This window comes from Microbacterium sp. ZXT2-5 (genome assembly GCF_055329545.1).
The window spans coordinates 2,356,592-2,378,016 of sequence record NZ_JBUZWD010000001.1; the positions used below are offsets into that span (position 1 = coordinate 2,356,592).

Consider the following 21,425-nt stretch of genomic DNA (forward strand, 5'->3'; position numbering starts at 1 on the left):
ATCAGCGCTCGAGCGCGGCGAACCTCTCGATGTCGGAGTTCGTGCCCGACACGATGATCAGGTCGTGGTTGGTGACCACGGTGTTGGCCTCCGCGTAGCGGAACGGCTTGCCCGGGCTCTTCACGCCGACGACCGTGACGTTGTACTTCGTGCGCACGCCCGACTCGTTCAGTCCGACGCCGCGGATGAACTTCGGCGGGTAGAGCTTGGCCAGCGCGAAGTCGTCGTCGAAGCGGATGAAGTCGAGCATGCGGCCGCTCACGAGGTGCGCGACGCGCTCGCCGGCCTCGCGCTCGGGGTAGATGACGTGGTTCGCGCCGACGCGGGCGAGGATCTTGCCGTGCGACTGCGACACCGCCTTCGCCCAGATCTGCGGTACCTTCAGGTCGACGAGATTGGCCGTGATGAGCACCGAGGCCTCGATCAATGAGCCGACGGCGACGACGGCGACCTGGAACTCCTGAGCGCCGATCTGCTTGAGCGCATCGATGTTGCGGGCGTCGGCCTGCACGGTGTGCGTCACGCGCTCGGACCACTTCTGCACGAGGTCCAGGCTCTCGTCGATCGCGAGCACCTCCCGATCGAGGCGGTCGAGCTCTCCGGCGCAGGCGGCGCCGAAGCGACCGAGTCCGATCACGAGGACGGGCGCGTCGCCCCTGATCCGCTCAACCAACGATCGGCCTTTCGACAGGCAGCGAGTACAACTGCGAACGGGATGCCGCGGCCACCGCCGCTGCGAGAGTCACTGTACCAACGCGTCCCATGACGATCGTGATCGCCAGCACATACACAGCCGGATCCGGCAGCTCCGCGGTGAGCCCCGTCGACAGCCCGACGGTGGCGAAGCCGGAGATGACGTCGAACAGCACGTCTCCGAGATCGGCCTTCGTGATCTGCGTGATGATGATGGTCGAGAGCGCGACGATCGTCGATCCCCACGCCACGACCGACAGCGCCACCCGGAGCACGTCGCTGGGTATGCGCCGGCCGAACACCTGGTTGGAGGCGCGTCCCTTGGCCTCCGAGACGACGGCGAGCGCGATCACCGCGAGCGTGGTGACCTTGATCCCGCCTGCCGTGGACGCCGAGCCGCCGCCGACGAACATGAGCATGCAGCCGACCAGCAGGCTGGACTGGTTGAGCTCGCCGATGTCGAGGATCGCGAACCCGCCGGATCTGGTCATGGCGGAGAGGAAGAACGCCTGGAACGTGGTGTCCCAGGCGTCCTCGGTGCCCAGGGTCAGCAGGTTGTCGTACTCGAGCACGAGGAAGACGGCTCCGCCCAGGAAGAACAGCAGCACCGTCGTGATGAGCGTCAGCTTGGCGTGCAGCGACCAGCGGCGCACGTGCCAGAGCTCGCGGCGGAGCGTGTAGATGACCGGGAAGCCGATCGAGCCGAGGAATACGCCCGCCATCAGCGCCGTCAGGAAGAAGTAGTCGTGACGGAACGGCTCCAGGCCCTCGGCGTTGGGCGTGAAGCCCGTGTTGGTGAACGCCATCGCCGCGTAGAACGGGGCCTCCCACAGTGCCGCGTTCCACGGCACGCCCGCGAGGATGAGGCCGGGGAACAGGAGGACGGCGATGATCGCCTCGATGACGAGGGTGGACAGCGCCACGGTGGCCAGCAGGCTGCCGATCTGGCCGAGCTGCACCGTCTGGCCCTCGTTGACCGGACCGCCGTGGGTGCGCAGCGGGTTCGAGTCGCTCGCGGCCATCAGCTTCGCGCGCAGCCCGAGACGGCGCGAGATCACCAGGCCCAGGATCGATGCCATCGTCAGCACGCCCAGCGCGCCGATCTGCACGCCCACGAACACCAGCACGTGGCCGAACGGCGACCAGTGCGTCGCCATGTCGACGGTGGCCAGGCCTGTGACGCAGATCGTCGAGACGGCCGTGAAGAACGCGTCGGCGAAGGGCGTCACCTCGCCGGTCGCGGAGGCGATCGGCAGCGAGAAGAGGCCCGTGAAGACGAGGATCAGCGACAGGAAGATGATGATGGCGAACCGTGCCGGGGAGCGCTGGGTCAGTTCGCGGAAGTACTCCTTGACACCGCGGCCGGCGCTGCGAAGCCGGGCCGCAGGGGTGACGGCGGCGCCTCGCCTGCCATCCGTCATGTGGTCTCCTCGTGCAGTGCGACCCCATGTCGACGGGCGTGGGGCGCCATCATGGTACTCCGCTGGGGTCCCGACTACTCTGAGCCTATGGCGGACATCTTCGACGTGATCGCGGACAGAACGCGTCGCGACATCCTGCGACTCCTCCTCGACCGCTCATCCGCCGGAGACCGGGGCACCAGCGTCTCGCACATCGTCACAGAGCTCGGAGCCAGCCAGCCGACCGTCTCGAAGCACCTCAAGGTGCTGCGCGACGCGCACCTGGTGTCGGTGCGCGAAGAGGGCCAGCACCGCTACTACAGTCTGTCCGCCGCCCCGCTCGACGAGGTCGATGACTGGCTCGTCCCCTTCCTCGACGACAACGGCGCCGCCGTGCCCGACGACGGCGCCGCCGCTGCGCTGCCGGACAGCGCCGCTCACGCGGCGGAGGTCGTCGGCCGCGCAGCGGCGTCGGCCAAGCACGCCCTGGAGAACGCGCTCAAGCGCCTGCCCGGTCGGTGACCTGCGACGAACCCTGAGGCCGCCGTCGGTCGTCGCCCGGCGCAGCGCCGGTCAGCGCCATCCTGCCTTGCGCCGGAACAGCCAGGCTCCCCAGGCGAACGAGACGATGAGGATCGCCAGGCACCAGCCCACGGCCCACCAGGCGTTGTCGTCCATCGGCGTGCCCAGCAGGAGACTGCGCAGCGCTTCGATGATGGGCGTCACGGGCTGGTTCTCGGCAACCCACTGCAGCCACTCCGGCATGGTCGTGACCGGCACGAAGGCGCTCGAGAGGTACGGCACGAACAGGATGATGAACCCGTAGCCGTTCGCGGCCTCTGGGCTGCCTGCCGCCAGGCCGATCGCGGCGAACAGGTAGGTGATCGCGAGGATGTACAGCGCGATGAGGGCGATCGCACCCACCCAGCCCCACGCGCCGGCCGTGGGACGGAAGCCGACGAGGAGCGCGACGCCGATGACGACGCCGGTGGCCAGCAGGTTGCGCAGCAGGCTGGCGACCACGTGGCCGGTGAGCACGGCGCTCGCCCGGAGGGGCATGGTGCGGAACCGGTCGATGATCCCGGCCTTCATGTCGTTGGCGACATACACCGCCGTCGACGCCGCGCCGAAGCCGGCGCACAGCAGGATGATGCCCGGCACCACGTAGTCCACGTAGCCGCCCGTCGGATCGATCGCGCCGCCGAAGACGTAGGTGAAGAGCACCATGAGCAGCACCGGCAGCATGATCGCCATGACGAGCGACTCGCCGTCCCGCAGCGAGTGCAGCAGGCTCCGGCCGACGAAGACGCTCTCGGCGGTCAGGCCGGAGATGCGGGGGCGGAGGGCGGGGACAGGGGCGAGGGCGGTCATGCGAGCTCCTTGGTGGTGTCGGAGTGCCGGACGCCCGGTGCGCCGCGGCCGTCGGGCGAGGTGAGGGCGAGGAAGACGTCGTCGAGGCTCGGCCGCCGGAGGGTCACGATGCCCTCGGCGCCGGATTCGTCGAGCACGTCCAGGGCCCGGCGCAGGCCCGAGACCGAGCCGTCGGTGGGGACCTCGCGTACGAGGGCGCCCTGCGGGTCGTGCACCTCGACGGTGTCGCCGCCGATGCGGGACTTGAGCGCTGCGGCGGTGCCACCGGCGACGACCCGACCGCCGTCGAGCACGGCGACGCGGTCGGCCAGCTGATCGGCCTCCTCGAGGTACTGGGTGGTGAGGAAGACGGTGGTGCCCGCGTCGGCGAGGGAGCGGATGACGTCCCACAGCTCGCGACGGCTGCGGGTGTCCAGTCCCGTCGTGGGCTCGTCGAGGAAGAGCACCTCGGGCGCGACGACGAAGCTGAGCGCCAGGTCCAGCCGCCGTCGCATGCCACCGGAGTAGGCGCCGACGCGGCGGGTCGCGGCATCCGTCAATCCGAATCGCTCCAGGAGCTCGGCGGCGCGGGCACGGGCAGCGCGGCGGTTCAGGCCCGACAGGCGGCCGAGCATGACCAGGTTCTCGATGCCGGTGAGGGCGTCGTCGACCGCGGCGGATTGGCCGGTCAGGCTGATGCGCCGCTTCACCTGCTCGGGCTCGCGGGTCACGTCGAAGCCGGCGACGCCGGCCGTGCCGGCATCGGGGCGGACGAGCGTCGTCAGCACATTGATGGTGGTGGTCTTGCCGGCGCCGTTCGGACCCAGGAGGGCGAAGACCTCGCCCCGGCCCACGGCGAAGCTGACGCCGTCGAGGACGCGCTCGCGGCCGAACGTCTTGCGGAGCCCGTCGGCGACGATGACCGGCGGAGCGGCAGGGGAGTGCATGAGGTTCCTTTCGAGTACGTCGTAAACTGTTTATGCTACTAACTGTGTATCACACGATCATGAGGTGTACAACATAAACAGTCTTAGACTGACCGCATGACGGACGCAGTCGAGCCCGAGCTCCCGCGCGGCATCGCCCTGGCGTGGGGCATCGCCGCGAGTCCGCAGCGGGGGCCGAAGCGCGAGATGAGCGTGGAGCGCATCGTCGAGGCGGCGGTGGAGATCGCCGACGCCGACGGTCTCGGCGCCGTGTCGATGGCTGCGGTCGCGTCCCGCCTCGGATTCACGCCCATGTCGCTGTACCGCTACGTCAGCGCCAAGGACGACCTCATGCTGCTCATGCAGGAGGAGGCCACCGGTGCACCCTCGGAGGCGACGCGGACCGCGGGGGGCTGGCGGGAACGGCTCGAGGCGCTGTACCGCGAGCAGCTGCAGCACTATCTCGCCCACCCCTGGGTGCTCGAGATCCCGATCTCGGGCGTGCCGGCGACGCCGAACAGCGCCGCGTGGATGGATGCCGGCCTCAGCGCGCTCGCCGACACCCCGCTGTCGTACGAAGAGCGCCTCGCCGTGATGCTGCTCGTCACGGGCACCGCGCATTGGGCGGGGACGGTGCTGGCCGCCTACGCGCGGGTGGAGCGCGAGCAGGGACTTCGCGACGACGAGATCGCCCGCAAGGAGGACGCGCTGTTCCGAGCCCTGATCACGGCCGACGCGTATCCCGAGCTGCGCGCCGCGATCGAGGCCGGGGCGTTCCTGGACGAGTCCGATCCGTTCTCGTTCGCGCTCGCGCGCGGGCTCGACGGCGTAGGCGGCTACATCCAGGCGATCGGGGAGGGGCAGCGCCCGCCCCGCGAGTCCTGGTTCGCTCCCGACGATGCGGATCTCGTCGACGACAAGCGGTACCGGGAGGCGCAGCGGGCGGTGCGGGCGGCCGAGAAGGCGCTGCGCGATGCCCGGAAGATGGAGCGGCAGGTCGCGCGCGAGGCGCAGGATCGTCGCGCCCGCCAGCGCTCCGATGCATGACGGCGCTCACCAGCACCATCCGTCACAGCAGTTCACAGCAGCCCCGGTTTACACGCCGGTCCGCGGCGGTCTAAAGTGATCGCAGTACTTCTGGGGAAGGGGATCGACATGGCGGAACTGCCTGATGTGCGCTTCCTCACGGTGGCCGAGGTCGCCGAGTTGATGCGGGTGTCCAAGATGACGGTCTACCGCCTCGTCCACTCGGGCGAACTGCCGGCCGTCCGGTTCGGTCGCAGCTATCGCGTGCCCGAGACGGCGGTGACCGAGGCCCTGCAACGGCCGATCGCCGACGTCGGCTAGACTGTTCCGAGGCATTTTCCGTATCTGCCCGTTCCCGGGTGCGCACACGCCGCGCCCAGACCCCGACATAGTGAGGTTCTCCGTGGGTTCTGTCATCAAGAAGCGCCGCAAGCGCATGGCGAAGAAGAAGCACCGCAAGCTGCTTCGCAAGACTCGCCACCAGCGCCGCAACAAGAAGTAAGCGGCATCCGCACCAAGCGCCCCCACGGCGCTGCGCTTCGACAAGCCCAGCAACCGTCGGAAGGGGGCGCTTCGTGTATCCGGAATCCGCGTCCCGAGAGGCATCGATGAAGTCCATCACCGTCCAGCAGCTGCGCGAGCGCACCGGCGTTCCGCTGATCGACGTCCGCGAGGTCGACGAGTTCGCCGCCGGCCACGTGCCCGGCGCGATCAACATCCCGATGTCGGCCATCGGCGGCCGGCTCGACGAGCTCCCCGACGGCGCGTTCGACGTCATCTGCGCGGTGGGCGGCCGCTCCGGCCGGGTCGTGGAGGCCCTCGAGGCTCGCGGCTACGACGCCACGAACGTCGACGGCGGAACCAACGACTGGGTCGCCTCGGGCTTTCCCGTCGAGCGCTGAGCGGCCGGCATGACCATCGTCACCCTCATCGGCAAGCCCGACTGCCATCTGTGCGACGTGGCCCGCGAGGTGGTCGAGACCGTCGTCGCCGAGCTGCCCGAGGACGCCGTCGACATCCAGGAGCTGTCGATCGCCGACGACCCGGCGCTGTACGCGCAGTGGTGGGAGAAGATCCCGGTCGTGCTCATCGACGGCGAGCTGCACGGCCACTGGCGCGTGTCGCCCGACCGCCTGCGCGCGGCGCTCGCCGGCTGAGCCGCGGCATCCGCCTCAGGGAGCGAGGCGGGTGGGGCCCCGGAAGAGGTAGGTGACCTCGCGAATGGACGACTCGCCCAGCAGCAGCATCATCACGCGGGCGAGACCCATCCCGAACCCGCCGTGGGGCGGGGCGCCGTAGCGGAAGAAGTCGAAGTAGAAGTCCAGGTGCTCGGGCTCGAGGCCCTTCTCCTGCGCCTGCTCGATGAGCACGTCGACGCGGTGCTCGCGCTGCGCGCCGGTCGTGATCTCGACGCCCTTGAACAGGAGGTCGTACGACTTCGTCAGCCCGGTCTCCTCGTCGCGCATGTGGTAGAACGCGCGGATCTCGGGGTGGTAGTCGGTGATGAAGACGAACTGGTGGCCGTACGTCTCTTCGACGTGCGCGGAGATCTGCCGCTCGCCTTCGGGGTCGAGGTCGCCGTCGGTGCGCGGGATCTCGTAGCCACGGCTCTTGACGATCTCGCGGGCCTCGGCGAGCGGGATGCGCGGGAACGGGATCGCGGGCACCTGCACCTCGACGCCGAAGAGCTCCTCGATCTCGGCGCCGTGCTTGTCCTTGACGGCCTGGAAGCCTGCCTGCAGCAGCTCCTCCTGCATGCGGGCGACGTCCTCGTGGGAGTCGATCCAGCTGATCTCGGCGTCGATCGAGGTGAACTCGGTGGCGTGGCGCGAGGTGAACGAGGGGTCCGCGCGGAAGGCGGGCGCGATCTCGAAGATCTTGCCGAAGCCGGCGACCTGGGCCATCTGCTTGAAGAACTGCGGGGACTGCGCGAGGTACGCCGTCTGCTCGCCGAAGTACTCCAGCGAGAAGAGCTCCGCATTGGACTCGGATGCCGAGGCCATGAGCTTCGGCGAGTGCACCTCGATGTAGTCGCGCTCGATCCAGTAGGTGCGGAAGGCGTGCTCGAGGGTCGTCTGCACGCGGAAGATCAGGTTGTTGCGGCGCTGACGGAGGTCGAGGAATCGCCAGTCCATGCGCTTGTCCATGCCGCTGTCGGCGGCGATGGGAGTCTCGGGCAGCGCGGCGGCCGCGATGTCGAGGCTCCCGATCTTGACCTCGACGCCGCCGAGCTTGACGCGCTCGTCGTGCTTCAGCTCGCCGCGGACGGTCAGGAACGTGCCCGTCGCGAGGTTCGAGATCGTCTCGGTGAGGGCGAGGGCCGCGGCATCCTGCTCCGAGCCGTCCTCCGCCGGGCGCGTCGCCGGATTCACCAGCTGCACCGCGCCCGTCTCATCGCGAAGGATGACGAACTGCACCTTCTTCTGGTCGCGGACGGTCTCGACCCACCCGGAGACGGAGACGGGGCCGTCGGAGAGACCCTGCAGCTGGTTGACGAGGACGCGTTCAGTCACGGTCGACAAGTCTACGTTGACCCGCAGCGGGTCAAGATCGAGTAGCGAGGAACGAGCGTATCGAGATCTCTCAGCGAGGAGATCGGCGTGTCGTCCCCGGCCGCGCTCCGCCGACGGTGTGGCATGTGGACGGTATCGAGCCGGAGGAGACGGAATGACGCAGTCGCGTCCGATGAAGGTCCTGGTGTGGGGCGAGAACCACCACGAGAAGCACGACGAGGCGACGCAGCGTCTGTACCCCGACAGCATGCACGAGACGATCGCCGCAGGCCTGCGGGCCGTCCTCGGCGCCGACGCCGTTGTGGACACGGCGACGCTCGACCAGCCCGAGCACGGGCTCACCGAGGAGCGGTTGGCCGACACCGATGTGCTCTTCTGGTGGGGGCATGCGCGGCACGACGCCGTGGACGACGCGGTCGTGGAACGGGTGCATCGCGCCGTGCTGGGCGGCATGGGGCTCGTGGTGCTGCACTCGGGGCACTTCTCGAAGATCTTCATCCGCCTCATGGGCACCACCTGCAGCCTCCGCTGGCGCCAAGGCGAGGACCGCGAGCTGGTCTGGACGGTCGCGCCGACGCATCCGATCGCGGCCGGCGTGCCGCATCCGATCGTCATTCCGGCGCAGGAGATGTACGGCGAGTTCTTCGACGTGCCGGCGCCCGACGAGCTGGTGTTCGTCTCGAGCTTCTCCGGGGGAGAGGTGTTCCGCTCGGGGATGACGTTCTCGCGCGGCCGCGGACGCATCTTCTACTTCTCACCCGGTGACCAGGACTACCCCGTCTACCACCAGCCCGAGATCCAGCGCGTGCTCGGCAACGCGGCCGGCTGGGCGTTCCAGGACAGGCCGCGCGAGGTTCCGCGCCTGACCATGCACCGCACCGGAGAGTTCGCGACGCCCCGCTCGTGGGACGGGGAGGAGCTTCGATGAGGCAGGTCGTCCTGGTCGGCGCGGGTGCGATGGGCCGCGCGTGGATGGACACGGTCGCCCGACGGCCGGATCTGCGGGTCGGTGCGGTGGTGGACCTGTCGGTCGCGTCGGCGCAGCAGGCCGCACGCGAGCGCGGCTGGGACGTCCCGTGCGTCGCGACCGTCGAGGAGGCGTTGGCGACGGGGGACCGGCCGGACCTGCTTCTCAACGTCACCGTCCCCGACGCCCACCGCGCGGTCAGCGAGGCCGCCCTGCGTGCCGGGGTCCCGGTGCTCAGCGAGAAGCCGGTGACGCCGCGGGTGGCCGACGCGCTGGCGCTCGCCGCCATCAGCGAGCAGTGCGGCACGCTGCTGGCGACGAGCCAGTCCCGGCGGCACTCGCCGGGGCTGCGGGCGTTCAGAGACGCCGTGGCGGCATACGGCGGCGCCGCCCAGCTGGACGCGGCGTTCTTCCAGAACCCGCGTTTCGGCGGCTTCCGCGACGAGATGGAATCGCCGCTGCTCGTCGACATGGCCATCCACACGTTCGATCAGGCGCGCTTCGTGCTCGGCAGCGAACCGGAGTCCGTCTTCTGCGACGAGTTCTCGCCGCCCTGGAGCTGGTACCGCGGCGGGGCGGCGGCCCACGCGGTCTTCCGTTTCGAGGACGGTGCGAGGTTCGGCTACTCCGGCAGCTGGTGCGCGGACGGGCTCACGACGTCGTGGAACGGCGCCTGGCGGGCGAGCGCGGCCGGAGGCTCGGTGGAGTGGGACGGCGAGACGTCGGTGCGCGCGCAGGACGGCGATGGACCGGTGCGGATGCGGCAGCCGGCGGACGAGCCCGAGGGCTTGGACGCCGCCCTCGCCGAATTCCTCGACGCGCTCGAGGGCGGGCCGGCTCCTTCGGGCGAGATCCGATCGAACATCTGGAGCCTGGCGATGGTGGAGGCGGCGGTCGCGTCCGCACGATCGGGCGCCCCGGCGCGATTCGACGAGGTGTTCGCTCAGGCGGCGGCAGCGTGCGTCGAGAGCGCGCGGACGGCCGGAGACGACGCCACCGCGGACCTGGTCGCGTCCTGGGGCGGCGCTCCGCCCGGCTGACGCCGGGTCGCCGGAGTGCGATGCGCTGCCGACCGCCTGGGTCGCCCGCCCGCCCGCGCAGGAGCTATCCTCCGATCCATGCGAGGCGTTCGCGAGACGGCTGGAGGTCCGGCATGACAGGCGCGTATCCCGGCGGGCCCTACGCCGCCCCCTTACCGGCGAAACCGCCCGTGAGGACCCTCGACGTGGTCATCACCGTCATCCTCCTGGTCGGCGACGCCGTGCTGGCCGGCCTCGCGTCCTTCATGGGGATGTTCCTCGTGATGGCGTCGGACCCGTGCGGCGTCCGCGACTGCAGCACCGATCTGATCACGCTGGGCTGGCTCATGGGCATGATCCTGCCGTGGGTGGCCTTCGCGGCGACCGCGATCGTGTCCATCGTGCTCATGGTCAAGCGCCGGCTCGCATTCTGGGTGCCGCTGGCCGGTGCGGCGCTCATCGTGCTCTCCCTCGTGCTGGCCTTCACCGTGACCGCCGCAGGAGTGCCCGAAGCCGGCGTCTGACGGCGGCTCAGGCATCCCCCACGGCGATCGGGGGGCCAGCCCCCGGGTTTCGCCCATGTTCCTTCCGTAGCGTGGAGGAGTCGCGCCCGGACGGGCCGCGGCCGCCGCCACCAGATGCCACCGACGGACGGGATCCGACGAATGACGACCGCGACGACGACCGCAGCGACGACCGACGGTTCGTGGCTCACCACGCTCTCAGACTGGGCCGTGTCGCTCATGGAGATCATCGGACCGGTCGGAGCCGGCGTCGCCATCGCGCTGGAGAACCTCTTCCCGCCGCTTCCGAGCGAGGTCATCCTGCCGATGGCCGGGCTCGCCGCCAGCCGAGGCTCCTTCTCGCTCGTGGAGGCGCTGGTGTGGACCACGGCGGGCTCCGTGATCGGCGCGCTCCTCCTGTACGGACTGGGGGTGTGGCTGGGGCTGGGGCGCCTGCGCGCGATCGCCGCGAAGGTGCCGCTGCTGCATCCCGAGGACATCGACCGCACCGTGGCCTGGTTCGGCCGGCACGGCGGCAAGGCGGTGTTCTTCGGGCGGATGATCCCGATCTTCCGCAGCCTCATCTCGATCCCGGCGGGGATCACGAGGATGCCGGTGTGGCGCTTCACGCTGCTGACCGCGGCCGGCAGCCTGCTGTGGAACTCGATCTTCGTGCTGTCGGGCTACTTCCTCGGAGAGTCGTGGCACATCGTCGAGCGGTACGCCGACCTCCTCCAATACGTCGTCATCGGCGTCACGGTGCTCGCCGTCGGCTGGTTCCTCGTCGTGCGCATCCGTGCGCTCCTCGGCGAGCGCGCGGGAAGCGCCGAGCCGGACCTGGACTGACGCTCAGCCGCCCCACAGAACCGGCGCACGTAGACTGGTGCGGTGCCCGCCGACCGCCTCCATCTCGTGCGTCACGGGGAGGTCCACAACCCCCGACGCGTGCTCTACGGTCGACTTCCGGGATTCGGGCTGAGCGCTGACGGGCGTCGGATGGCCCGCCAGGCGGCCGAGTACCTGCAGTCGCTCGAACGCCCCGTCTCGGCACTCGTCGCCTCGCCGCTGCAGCGCACGCAGGAGTCGGCCGAGGCGTTCACCGAACTGTTCGGGCTCGAGCCGGTGCTCGACGAGCGTGTGATCGAGCCCACCAACGTCTTCGAGGGCAAGCGCATGATGATGGCCCTCCTCAATCCGTGGAACTGGCGGCACCTGAGCAAGCCCGCGCTGCCCAGCTGGGGAGAGCCGTACGCCGACGTCGTCGGCCGCATGAACTCGGCGATGACCCACGCATGGGACTCGGCCGACGGGGGCGATGTCGTGGTCGTCTCGCACCAGCTGCCCATCTGGATCACCCACCTCGCCGTGGCGGGCCTCCCGCTGCGCCACGACCCTCGCGCGCGACGCTGTGCGCTGTCGAGCGTGACGAGCTTCGAGATGGTCGACGGGAAGTGGACCGAGACCGCCTACGCCGAGCCGGCGTCGACGGCCGGCGCCGTGGATGTGGGGGCGGTATGACCACCGGGCACCGGCCGCGGACGACGCGTCGCGGAGCGAGGGCGCGGGCTGCGGCATCCGCGCTCCTGGCCATCGGGTTGATCGCCGGGCTGGCGGCGTGTTCGGAGGACCCGCTGGCCGAGCAGTACCGCTCGGGTGACAACAAGGGCTTCGTCGCCGCCGACGGCTTCCGCGTGGTCGAGATCCCGGCCGCGGAGCGCACCGACCCGGTCGACTTCGAGGCCGTCCTCGACACCGGCGGCACCGCATCCAGCGCCGACTACGCCGGCCAGGTGCTCGTCGTGAACTTCTGGTACGCCGGCTGCGCGCCGTGCCGCGTCGAGGCCCCCGAGCTCGCCGCCGCCGATGCCGCGTTCGAGGGCCAGGACGTGTCGTTCCTCGGGGTGAACCTGTACGACGGCGCGGAGGCGTCGCGGGCGTTCGCCTCGACGTACGGCGTCGAATACCCGAGCGCGCTGGCCACCGAGGACGGCTCGATCAAGCTCGCGTTCGCGGGCGAGACGCCGCTGAACGCCGTCCCGGTCACGCTCGTGCTCGACAAGGACGGCCGCGTCGCGGCACGCCTGGTCGGACAGATCGACGACGCGTCGATCCTCGAGACCCTGGTGCGCGAGACGCTGGAGGAGACGTGAGCATCGGCGCGCTGGTGGCCGACGGGTCGCTCCTCGTCGCCATCCCGATCGCGATCCTCGCCGGGGCGATCTCGTTCCTCTCGCCGTGCGTGCTGCCGCTCGTGCCGGGCTACCTCGGCTTCATCGGCGGCGCGGTGAGCCCGCGTCCCGCCGCGGTGACGGTGGGAGCCTCGACGGCCTCGGCGACGGGAACCGGCACCGGGACCGGCGCTGCGGCGGCCGGCGCGCCGGCGCCGGACGCCGTCGAAGGACCCGGCCGCGGCCGGCTCGTGCTCGGCGTCGTCCTGTTCATCGCGGGCTTCACCGTGGTGTTCGTCAGCATCGCGATGCTCGGCGGGACGCTCGGCCGCTTCCTGGTCGAGTACTCCGAGGTCATCACGCGCATCCTGGGCGTCGTCATCATCGCCATGGGCCTGGTCTTCATCGGCTGGCTCGGGGTCGCGCAGCGGATCGCGCGCCCGCAGGTGCGCGGCAACCTCGGGCTCATCGGGGCCCCGCTGCTGGGCGTCGCGCTCGGGATCGGCTGGGCGCCGTGCATCGGCCCGACGCTCGCCGTCATCCTCACGATGGCGTTCGACTCGGGTTCCGCCGCGCGCGCCGCGCTCCTCGGCGTCGCGTACTCGCTGGGCCTCGGCATCCCGTTCCTGCTCCTCACTCTCGGCTTCGGGTGGGCGACCAGATCGGTGTCGTTCGTGCGGCGTCACATCCGCGTGGTCAACCTCGTCGGCGGCGCACTGCTGGTCGTGCTCGGCCTGCTGATGGTGACGGGTGTCTGGACGGCGATCATGGCTCAGCTGCAGGGGGTGTTCGCGAGTGTCCCGGCCCCGCTCTGAGTCGCCGGCGGGCCCGTCATCGCGTGCCGAGCCCGTCGAAGGGACCCTGCGTCCCTCGGACCACGCCGACGGCGACGCGCCGGCGGCGGCCTCGGACGTCGAGCAGCCCGCACTGGGCGTGGTCGGCTGGCTCCGCTGGGGATGGCGGCAGCTCACGTCGATGCGCACGGCACTGGTGCTGCTGCTGCTGCTCGCGATCGCGGCCGTGCCGGGGTCGCTGGTGCCGCAGCGCAGCGCCGATCCGAACGGCGTCCGCCAGTACTTCGTCGACAACCCCGACCTCGCGCCCGTGCTCGACAACCTGAGCCTCTTCGACGTCTACACGTCGCCCTGGTTCTCGGCGATCTACATCCTGCTGTTCATCTCGCTCGTCGGGTGCGTCATCCCGCGCACGAAGCACCACTACAAGGCCATGCGGGCCCAGCCGCCTCGCACCCCCGCCCGACTGTCGCGGCTGGACGCGCACCGCTCCGAGGTCCTGGAGTTCGCGGGTGCCGAGGAGGCCGCCGCCGGCGCGTCGACCGCGATCGACGCCGCGCGGCAGCAGCTGCGCAAGGCCGGCTACCGGGTCCAGCGGTACGACGCGGCCGGGACGACGTCGGTGTCGGCCGAGCGCGGCTACCTGCGCGAGACGGGCAACCTCGTCTTCCACGGCGCGCTCGTCGGCGTCCTGCTCGCGGTCGGCATCGGCGGCGGCTTCACCTACACCGGGCAGACGGTCATCATCGAAGGCCGCACGTGGGTCAACACGATGCTCGACTACACGTCCTTCAACCCCGGGCGCTTCGTCGACGAGGACGCGCTCGAGCCGTATGCGCTGACGCTCGACGAGTTCTCGCTGTCGTACGTGGCTCCGGGTCAGCAGGGCGCGGGGCAGGCCGGGGACTTCGTCGCGCACCTGACGACGCAGTTCCCCGACGCCGACGCCGCGCAGGGCGAGGTGCGGGTGAACCATCCGCTCGAGATCGCCGGGGACCGCATCTACCTCATGGGCAACGGCTACGCCCCGACGATCACGATCCGCGACACCGACGGCGAGGTCGTGTTCTCCGAGCCGGTGCCCTTCCTGCCGCAGGACAACAACATGACCTCGCAGGGCGTCGTGAAGGTGCCCGACGGACTGCGCGAGCAGGTCGGCCTGGTCGGGTTCTTCTACCCGACCGCGCAGGAGCTCACCAACGGCGCGTTCACGTCGGTGTACGGCGACCTCGAGTACCCGATGCTCACGTTCTGGGTGTACTCGGGCGATCTCGGCATCAACGACGGCGTCCCCCGGTCGGTGTACACGCTGGATCCGAGCGAGATGACGCAGCTCGCCGGCGGCGACTCGGGTACGCAGGCGCTGGCGCTCATGCCCGGCGAGACGGTGGACCTGCCCGACGGGCTGGGCTCGATCTCGTTCGACGACGAGTCCGGGGAGGGCGCCGCCGACTTCAAGGAGTCCGTCAAGCGCTACGTGTCGCTGTCGATCCACCGGGACGCGTCGGCGACCTGGGTCCTCGTGTTCGCGACGCTCGCGACCGCTGGGCTGCTCGCCGCCCTCTTCGTCCCCCGCCGTCGCATGTGGGTCAAGGCCACGACCGAGGGCCACACGGTCCGGCTGGAGTACGCCGGCCTCGCCCGCGGCGAGGACCCGACCCTCGACGCAGCGGTCGCCCAGCTCGCCCAGCAGCATCTCGCGTCGCTGGCCGCCCCCGCCGCCTCGTCCGCGCCCGACCGGAGCCCGAGGCCCGAATCCACCCCGGAAGTAGACTGAGCCCATGCCCGAAGCCTCCTCGTTCTCGCTCGACTCGGTCTCGGTGCTCCTGGTCTGGACGGCCATCGCGGTCTACGCACTGGCCTTCATCGCGTACGCCGTCGACCTCGCACGCCGCGGTGCGGTCGCCGTCGACTCGAGGGATGCCGCAGCCCGCAGCGTGCGCGAGCGTCAGCTCGTCGCCGCCGGCGGCCCCGGTGCGGACCGCTCGGGCCCCGTCCAGCGGCTCCGCGATCAGGAGGTCGCGTCGGAGGCGGCGCTCAACGCCCCCGTCGGCCGCCGTCAGCGCCTCGTGTGGGCGCGCATCGGCACCTCCCTGACCGTGCTCGGATTCCTGTTCCACCTCGGCGGAGACGTCACCCGCGGGATCGCGGCAGGCCGCGTGCCGTGGTCGAACATGTACGAGTTCGCCCTCACCGGCACGCTCCTCATCGTCGCGGTGTACCTCGGGGTGCTGTTCCGCTACGACCTGCGGTTCCTCGGGACGTTCATCACGGGCCTCACGGTCGTGCTGCTGGGCGGCACGGCGATCTGGTTCTACACCGACATCGTCCCGCTCATGGATCCGCTGAAGTCGGTGTGGCTCGTCATCCACGTCTTCGTCGCGTCGCTGGCCACAGCGCTGTTCGCCCTCGCCTTCGGGCTCTCGGTGCTGCAGCTCATGCAGGGTCGCCGCGAGCGCAAGGTGGCTGCCGCCGACCGTGCGGCGCGCGACGGCGCCGGCGAGAGCGGGACGGTCAAGACCGGCCCCGGGTTCCTCCGCACGCTTCCGAGCGCCGACGCCCTGGAGTCGCTGGCGTACCGGTTCGCGATCCTCGGCTTCATCTTCTGGACGTTCACCCTGATCGCCGGCTCCATCTGGGCCAACGACGCGTGGGGCCGCTACTGGGGCTTCGACACCAAGGAAGTGTGGACCTTCGTCATCTGGGTGCTGTACGCCGGCTACATCCACGCGCGCGCGACGCGCGGCTGGCGCGGGGCGCGCTCCGCGTGGCTGTCGATCATCGGCTTCACGGCCGTGATCTTCAACTTCACCATCGTGAACATGTTCTTCAAGGGCCTCCACGCCTATTCCGGCCTGAGCTGACTCCCTGATCGTGCCCCTCGCCTCCCGGCGTCTTGATGTCAACCCGGCTGGCTCCGCGCAGCAGGTCGGCGACAGTGGCAGGAGCGCGGGCCCGAGGACCCGCCCGGCGAATCGGCGCTGACGCACCCCTGACATGACGAAGGCCCGCGACCTTGGGGTCGCGGGCCTTCGTGCGCGCGGGTCAGGCCGCGGCGGGCACGGCCTTGAGCAGATCCTGCGCCGAGGTGCTGCGGCGGCGAGCGACGACGAGGATCGTCGCCCCCAGCCCGAGCAGCGTCCACACGACCAGCCCGACGATCGCCGCGCCCAGCCCCGACGCCGACGTGAGCGCCGCGACCATGCCCTGGTACGCGGGCGTCGTGGGCATCAGCGCGGCGACGCCGGCGAGGACGCCGGGCACCGTGGAGACCACTCCGGTCGCGATCGCCAACGTGCCCACGAGCGCCGAGACCCACCGGCCGGCACCGCCGAACACCGCAACCAAGCCCTGGTTCACCGCGGCGAACGCGATGCCCGCTACGACGCAGACCAGCGTGAAGACCGTCCACTCCGCCCACGAGTACGACGCCGCGAGCTGGACCACGCCGCCGACGAGGAATCCCTGCAGCGCGCCGATGCCGGCGGCCGGTGCGAACGAGCGCAGCGCCAGCAGCGCCGACGGCGCCCGCGAGGTCAGTGCGCGGCGTGACACCGCCTGCAGTGCGATGAACGTGCCCAGGCCGCCGAACCACAGCGCCAGCGTCGCCAGCAGCGGAACGGCCGACGCGCCGAACAGCGAGGTGCCCACGCCTTCCGCCTCGACCGGGTCAGCCACGACAGAGGCGAGATCCGTCGCCTCGGCATCGCTGTAGGTGGGGATGGAATCGGATGCCGTCGCCAGCCCGCTCGCGAGCTCTCCGGTGCCGTCCGCGAGCTGAGCCACGCCGTCGGCGAGGCTGGTGGCGCCGTCGGCTGCCTGGTCGGCGCCGGAGGCGAGCTGCGACGCGCCGGCGGCGAGTCCGTTCGCACCGGTCTGGATGCCGACGGCGCCGCTCGCGAGCTCACCCGCGCCGGCGGCGGACTGGTCGATGCCGCCCGCGAGCTGGGAGAGGCCGCCGCTCAGTGTGGACACGTTCGCGGCGATCTCGCGGAACTGGGCGGCGAACTCGGCGGTGGCGCCGGTGTCGAAGGCGCGCAGCCCGCCCGCCGTCCCCTGGGCCGCCTGCTCGGCACCTTCGGCGGTCTTCTGCGTGATCGTCGCCTGGGTGACGAGGTCCACGCAGAGCTGCGGGTCGCTGCTGACGGCGAAGCACCTGTTCGCGAGTTCGAGCGTCTTCGCGGCGGCCGCCTCCGTGTCGCCGGCGAGCGTCGCGGTCATGTCGGCTCCCGCGTACAGCTCGTCGGGGACGAGCCCGGTCTGCTCGAGCTCGGTCGCGCCGCCGGTCACGCCGTCGGCGAGCTGCTGCGCGCCGCCCGCGGCATCGCGCGTCTTGCCCGCGATGGTCGAGAGGCCGGACTGCAGCGAGCTCGCGCCCCCCGCGAGCTGACCGGCGCCGCCGGCGAGCTGCGTCGCACCGTCCGAGAGCTGTGCGGTGCCGTCGGCGAGCGCCGTGATCCCGCCCGGCAGCTCGGCGGCGCCGTCCGCGGCCTGCGTAGCGCCGTCGGCGAGCTGTGTCGCTCCGTCCGCCGCGCTGCCGAGCTGCTCGCCGAGCGTGGTGAATCCGAGGAACACGTTCTCGAGGTACACGGTCGACAGCTGCGCGCCCATCGTGCCCGCGGCGGCGGTGGCGATCTGCGCCGTGATGGCGTCGTCCACGATCAGGCTGTCCGGCGGCGTCGTCACCTCGATCGTGGCCCGCTCGGGCGTCTCGCCGGGCTGCGTCGACGTCGCCGCGGCGGAGAAGTTCTCGGGGATGGTGATGACGGCGGCGTAGGTGCCGTCGGCGAGCCCTTCCTCGGCATCCTCGGCGTTGGAGATCCTCCAGGTGAGGTTGCTGTCGAGCTCGTCCGATCCCTCGACGAGCCCGGCCGTCAGCTGGCGGCCGAGCGGCACCATCTGTCCGTCGATCGTGACCGGCTCGTCCTCGTTCACGACGGCCGCGGTGAGGGCGTCGAGGCGCTCGACCGGGTTGTAGAGGGCTGCGACGAGGATGCCGCCGATGACGACGGGGAGCAGCAGCACGCCGATGAGCGTCAGCCAGGTGACGGGCCGGCGCGTGCGGGAGCGTTCGATGGGAAGCGTCATGCGTTCACCTCTGCGGAGCGAGTGGTCTGTGTGCTGCCCGCCCGCAGCGCGATCGCTGCGACGTCGGGTCGGTGCGCGTCCGCGAGGAGCGCGAGTGCGGCGCTCTCGGTGCGCGCGGTCAGGACGAGGGTGAGGCGGGCGTCATCGAGAAGCGACTGCGTCGCGTCGCGCAGGAGCGCCGCGGCCTGGTCGCGCTCGGCGGCGTCCAGGGTGTCGACCCCGTCGATGACGACGAGGCTCGCCCTGCCGGCGAGAGCGCGTCGCAGCGCGGGCACGCGCTCGTCGCCGTCGCCGAGGAGGGCGAGGCCCACGTGCGCGCGCACCCATGCCGCGCGCTCGGGCAGCAGGTGTCCCGCGACACGGAGGCGCCCGTCGGTGGGGGCCAAGCGGCCGGCGATCGTGAGGGCGAACGCGCGCGCGGCGCGCGGGTCGCCGGTGGCGATCAGGGTACCGCCGGGCTCCACGCGGAACGCGGCATCCTCGAACAGGACCACCTCGCCGGCCGTTCCACCCGCGTCGGCACGGACGCCGACGGACTCGCCGACGACGACCGCCGTCGTGTGGGGCTCCGGCCACGACGCGAGCGCGAGCTCCCGCTCGACGGCCTCGCCCTCGATGTCGAAGTGGGGGAGGATCCGCTCGAGCCACCGTGGCATCCACCACGCGTTGTCGCCCAGCAGCGTCATCACCGCCGGCACGAGCGTCATGCGCACGAGGAAGGCGTCGACGGCGATGCCGACCGCCAGCCCCAGCGCGATCGGCTTGATCGACGAGTCGCCCTCGGGCACGAAGGCCGCGAACACGGCGAACATGATGATCGCCGCGGCGGTGACGACGCGGGCCGAGGCCGTGAAGCCGGACCGCACGGCCCCGATGGCGATGTCGCGACGGCTGTGCGAGGCGTGACCGCCGGCGCCGCGGCGTGCGTGCACGTAGTCCTCGCGCATGCGGCTGACCAGGAACACCTGGTAGTCCATCGCCAGGCCGAACAGCACGCCCATCAGGATGATCGGCATGAAGCTGATGACCGGGCCCGTGCGGGTGACGTGCAGGAGGTCGGCGCCCCAGCCCCACTCGAACACGGCGGCGACGACCCCGAACGACGCGGCGACCGACAGCAGGTAGCCCAGCGCCGCCTTGATCGGCACCCAGATCGACCGGAACACGATCATCAGCAGCACCAGCGACAGGCCGACGACGAAGACCCCGAACGGCAGCAGGGCGGCGCCCAGGCGATCGGAGATGTCGATGCCCACGGCGGTGAAGCCGGTCACGAGGAGGTCGACGCCGTATTCGTCCTCGAGCTCTGGAGCGAGGTCGCGCAGCGCGCGGACGAGGTCGGCGGTCGCGGGGTCGTCGGGCGCCGTCTCGGGCACGATCTGGATGAGTCCGGTGTCGGCCGTCTCGTTCGGCGTCGCCAGCGCGACCTCCTCGACGCCGGGGACCTGCTCGATCTCGGCGGCCAGGTCCTCCATGAGTCCGAGCGGGTCGGTCGAGGTCACGATCGTGCCCGTCATGATGAGGGGACCGTTCGCACCGGGGCCGAAGTGCTCGGCCGTGAGGTCGTACGCCTGCCGCGCCTGGCTCGACTCCGGCTGCACGCCGGCGTTGGGCAGCGCGAGGCCGAGGCTCGCGGCGGGGATCGCCATGATCCCGAGGGTCACCACGACGGCGATCGTCGTGATCAGCGGGTGCGTGGTCACCAGCATCACCCAGCGGTTGGGCTTCTTCACGGCCACCGCGGGGGACGCGGGCGAGGCGCCGTCTGCCTGGCGCCCCGGAGCCTGCGCCGCTTCGTCGGCGGCAGGGGTGGCGGCGGCGCCGACCGGCCGTGAGCGGCCGGGGAGCGGCATCCCCCGGCGCTTCCGGCCGTGCCCCCAGCCGGCCACTCGGCTCTTGGCGAAGCCGAGCAGTGCGGGGGTCAGCGTGATCGCGACGACCACCGCGATGGCGACGGCGACGGCGGCCGCGACGCCCATGGTCGTGAGGAACGGGATGCCGGCGAAGCCGAGGCCGATGAGAGCGATCAGCACGGTCACGCCGGCGAAGACGACCGCCGAGCCCGCCGTACCGGTCGCGCGGGCCGCCGACTCCTCCGGCTCGATGCCGGCGCGCACCTGGTCCTGGTGCCTGGCCACGATGAACAGCGCGTAGTCGATGCCGACCGCCAGACCCAGCATGATGGCGAGCATCGGGGTGGTCGACGAGATCGACGCGAACGCCGTCGACACGTAGATGAGCGCGATCGCGAGGCCGACGCCGATCAGCGCCGACACCAGCGGGAACCACGCCACCGCGAACGAGCGGAACGTCACGATCAGCACGAACAGCGCGATGAGCACGCCGACGGCCTCGATGAGCGAGAGCGCGGGGACCGAGGTCGAGAACAGGTCGCCGCCCATCGCGACCTGCGAGCCCTCCGGCAGCGCCGAGCGCAGATCGTCGGCGACGTCCTCCAGGCCGGCCTTCGTCTCGTCCGAGACGTCGGTGGCCTGGCCGTCGAACTGCAGGCGGATGATCGCGGCCGACTCGTCGTCCGACACCATCCCGGTGACCATCTCGTCGAACGGGTCGGTGACGGCGATCACGCCGTCGAGGTCCTCGAGGTGCGCAACCGTGTCGTCGATCGCCGCGGCGTACGGCTCCTGATCGACCCGGTCACCGTCTGCGGCGACGATCACCAGCTGCGCGCTGGTGCCGCTGGCCTGCGGGAAGCTGCGATCGAGCAGCTGGATGCCCTCCTGCGCCTCGGTGCCGGGGATCGAGAAGGAGTTGTCGGTCCCCTTCATGAACACCAGTGCGCCGCCGCCGGCCAGTGCGAGCAGCAGCACCCACGAGACGAGCACGCGCCACGGGTGGCGGTATGCCCAGCGTCCGAGCGCATAGAGAAGAGTCGACACAGCGCCTCCGGTTCACGGGTGGGAAGATCGGGATCTGTCGATACAGCGCTGTATCGGATACATGAGTGTATCGTAAGG

General features: G+C 70.9%; 22 protein-coding genes. 15 read left to right on the forward strand and 7 right to left on the reverse strand.

What is annotated here, in order from left to right; all coding sequences use genetic code 11:
- Position 1: 1 nt before the first annotated feature.
- Both ACZBH1_RS10325 and ACZBH1_RS10330 read right to left on the reverse strand, forming a co-directional pair.
- The gene (locus ACZBH1_RS10325; RefSeq protein ID WP_336394756.1) at positions 2-673 is read right to left on the reverse strand and encodes a potassium channel family protein; all 672 of its coding nucleotides are present in this window, start codon (positions 671-673) and stop codon (positions 2-4) included.
- The gene (locus tag ACZBH1_RS10330) at positions 666-2,114 is read right to left on the reverse strand and encodes a TrkH family potassium uptake protein (RefSeq protein ID WP_378883594.1); all 1,449 of its coding nucleotides are present in this window, start codon (positions 2,112-2,114) and stop codon (positions 666-668) included. The genes ACZBH1_RS10325 and ACZBH1_RS10330 overlap by 8 nt, the downstream gene beginning before the upstream one ends.
- A gap of 87 nt (positions 2,115-2,201) precedes the next feature.
- On the opposite strand from ACZBH1_RS10330, the gene ACZBH1_RS10335 reads away from it, so the two are divergent.
- The gene (locus ACZBH1_RS10335; protein ID WP_336394758.1) at positions 2,202-2,615 is read left to right on the forward strand and encodes an ArsR/SmtB family transcription factor; all 414 of its coding nucleotides are present in this window, start codon (positions 2,202-2,204) and stop codon (positions 2,613-2,615) included.
- Positions 2,616-2,666: 51 nt separating this feature from the next.
- On the opposite strand, the gene ACZBH1_RS10340 is transcribed toward ACZBH1_RS10335, so the two are convergent.
- Together ACZBH1_RS10340 and ACZBH1_RS10345 are read right to left on the reverse strand one after the other, a co-directional pair.
- A complete protein-coding gene (locus ACZBH1_RS10340) occupies positions 2,667-3,464 on the reverse strand; it encodes an ABC transporter permease (RefSeq protein WP_463646320.1) in 798 nt (265 codons plus the stop codon).
- Positions 3,461-4,390, reverse strand: coding sequence for an ATP-binding cassette domain-containing protein (locus ACZBH1_RS10345; RefSeq protein WP_463646321.1), 930 nt, complete (start codon positions 4,388-4,390; stop codon positions 3,461-3,463). The genes ACZBH1_RS10340 and ACZBH1_RS10345 overlap by 4 nt, the downstream gene beginning before the upstream one ends.
- A gap of 96 nt (positions 4,391-4,486) precedes the next feature.
- Between ACZBH1_RS10345 and ACZBH1_RS10350 the strand changes: the two genes are divergently transcribed.
- The 5 genes from ACZBH1_RS10350 to ACZBH1_RS10370 all read left to right on the forward strand — a co-directional run bounded on the left by ACZBH1_RS10350 (position 4,487) and on the right by ACZBH1_RS10370 (position 6,552).
- Complete coding sequence (locus ACZBH1_RS10350; RefSeq protein WP_463646322.1) at positions 4,487-5,416, forward strand: TetR/AcrR family transcriptional regulator; 930 nt, start codon at positions 4,487-4,489, stop codon at positions 5,414-5,416.
- A gap of 108 nt (positions 5,417-5,524) precedes the next feature.
- On the forward strand, positions 5,525-5,716 hold the full coding sequence (locus ACZBH1_RS10355) for a helix-turn-helix domain-containing protein (protein WP_336394762.1): 192 nt from the start codon (positions 5,525-5,527) through the stop codon (positions 5,714-5,716).
- An 82-nt stretch (positions 5,717-5,798) separates the two neighbouring features.
- On the forward strand, positions 5,799-5,897 hold the full coding sequence (locus ACZBH1_RS10360) for a 30S ribosomal protein bS22 (protein WP_003792170.1): 99 nt from the start codon (positions 5,799-5,801) through the stop codon (positions 5,895-5,897).
- A gap of 106 nt (positions 5,898-6,003) precedes the next feature.
- Positions 6,004-6,297 carry a rhodanese-like domain-containing protein gene (locus ACZBH1_RS10365; protein WP_336394765.1) on the forward strand — a complete coding sequence of 98 codons (294 nt, stop codon included), beginning with the start codon at positions 6,004-6,006 and terminating at the stop codon, positions 6,295-6,297.
- 9 nt (positions 6,298-6,306) lie between these two features.
- Complete coding sequence (locus tag ACZBH1_RS10370) at positions 6,307-6,552, forward strand: glutaredoxin family protein (protein WP_463646323.1); 246 nt, start codon at positions 6,307-6,309, stop codon at positions 6,550-6,552.
- Between the two features lie 15 nt (positions 6,553-6,567).
- On the opposite strand, the gene aspS is transcribed toward ACZBH1_RS10370, so the two are convergent.
- Entirely contained in the window at positions 6,568-7,908 is a 1,341-nt protein-coding gene (gene aspS, locus ACZBH1_RS10375) for an aspartate--tRNA(Asn) ligase (protein ID WP_463646324.1), read from the reverse strand.
- 154 nt (positions 7,909-8,062) lie between these two features.
- On the opposite strand from aspS, the gene ACZBH1_RS10380 reads away from it, so the two are divergent.
- The 9 genes from ACZBH1_RS10380 (at position 8,063) to ccsB (ending at position 16,223) form a co-directional block, all read left to right on the forward strand.
- Positions 8,063-8,836 (forward strand): ThuA domain-containing protein, encoded by a 774-nt coding sequence (locus ACZBH1_RS10380; protein WP_463646325.1) that lies wholly within the window; start codon positions 8,063-8,065, stop codon positions 8,834-8,836.
- Positions 8,833-9,915, forward strand: a complete 1,083-nt coding sequence (locus ACZBH1_RS10385) for a Gfo/Idh/MocA family protein (protein WP_463646326.1) — start codon at positions 8,833-8,835, stop codon at positions 9,913-9,915. Before ACZBH1_RS10380 ends, ACZBH1_RS10385 begins: the two co-directional genes overlap by 4 nt.
- Before the next feature lie 20 nt (positions 9,916-9,935).
- Entirely contained in the window at positions 9,936-10,418 is a 483-nt protein-coding gene (locus ACZBH1_RS10390; RefSeq protein ID WP_378883574.1) for a DUF6264 family protein, read from the forward strand.
- 141 nt (positions 10,419-10,559) lie between these two features.
- On the forward strand, positions 10,560-11,243 hold the full coding sequence (locus tag ACZBH1_RS10395; RefSeq protein WP_463646327.1) for a DedA family protein: 684 nt from the start codon (positions 10,560-10,562) through the stop codon (positions 11,241-11,243).
- A 42-nt stretch (positions 11,244-11,285) separates the two neighbouring features.
- Positions 11,286-11,915, forward strand: a complete 630-nt coding sequence (locus ACZBH1_RS10400; RefSeq protein WP_463646328.1) for a histidine phosphatase family protein — start codon at positions 11,286-11,288, stop codon at positions 11,913-11,915.
- Positions 11,912-12,547, forward strand: coding sequence for a TlpA family protein disulfide reductase (locus tag ACZBH1_RS10405; protein WP_336394773.1), 636 nt, complete (start codon positions 11,912-11,914; stop codon positions 12,545-12,547). Before ACZBH1_RS10400 ends, ACZBH1_RS10405 begins: the two co-directional genes overlap by 4 nt.
- The gene (locus ACZBH1_RS10410; RefSeq protein WP_336394774.1) at positions 12,544-13,380 is read left to right on the forward strand and encodes a cytochrome c biogenesis CcdA family protein; all 837 of its coding nucleotides are present in this window, start codon (positions 12,544-12,546) and stop codon (positions 13,378-13,380) included. Before ACZBH1_RS10405 ends, ACZBH1_RS10410 begins: the two co-directional genes overlap by 4 nt.
- Positions 13,361-15,136, forward strand: coding sequence for a cytochrome c biogenesis protein ResB (resB, locus tag ACZBH1_RS10415; protein WP_463646329.1), 1,776 nt, complete (start codon positions 13,361-13,363; stop codon positions 15,134-15,136). Before ACZBH1_RS10410 ends, resB begins: the two co-directional genes overlap by 20 nt.
- A gap of 4 nt (positions 15,137-15,140) precedes the next feature.
- The gene (gene ccsB / locus ACZBH1_RS10420; RefSeq protein ID WP_463646330.1) at positions 15,141-16,223 is read left to right on the forward strand and encodes a c-type cytochrome biogenesis protein CcsB; all 1,083 of its coding nucleotides are present in this window, start codon (positions 15,141-15,143) and stop codon (positions 16,221-16,223) included.
- A 181-nt stretch (positions 16,224-16,404) separates the two neighbouring features.
- On the opposite strand, the gene ACZBH1_RS10425 is transcribed toward ccsB, so the two are convergent.
- Positions 16,405-18,447 (reverse strand): YhgE/Pip family protein, encoded by a 2,043-nt coding sequence (locus ACZBH1_RS10425; RefSeq protein WP_463646331.1) that lies wholly within the window; start codon positions 18,445-18,447, stop codon positions 16,405-16,407.
- Positions 18,444-21,347 carry an MMPL family transporter gene (locus ACZBH1_RS10430; RefSeq protein WP_378883559.1) on the reverse strand — a complete coding sequence of 968 codons (2,904 nt, stop codon included), beginning with the start codon at positions 21,345-21,347 and terminating at the stop codon, positions 18,444-18,446. The genes ACZBH1_RS10425 and ACZBH1_RS10430 overlap by 4 nt, the downstream gene beginning before the upstream one ends.
- Positions 21,348-21,425: the final 78 nt, after the last annotated feature.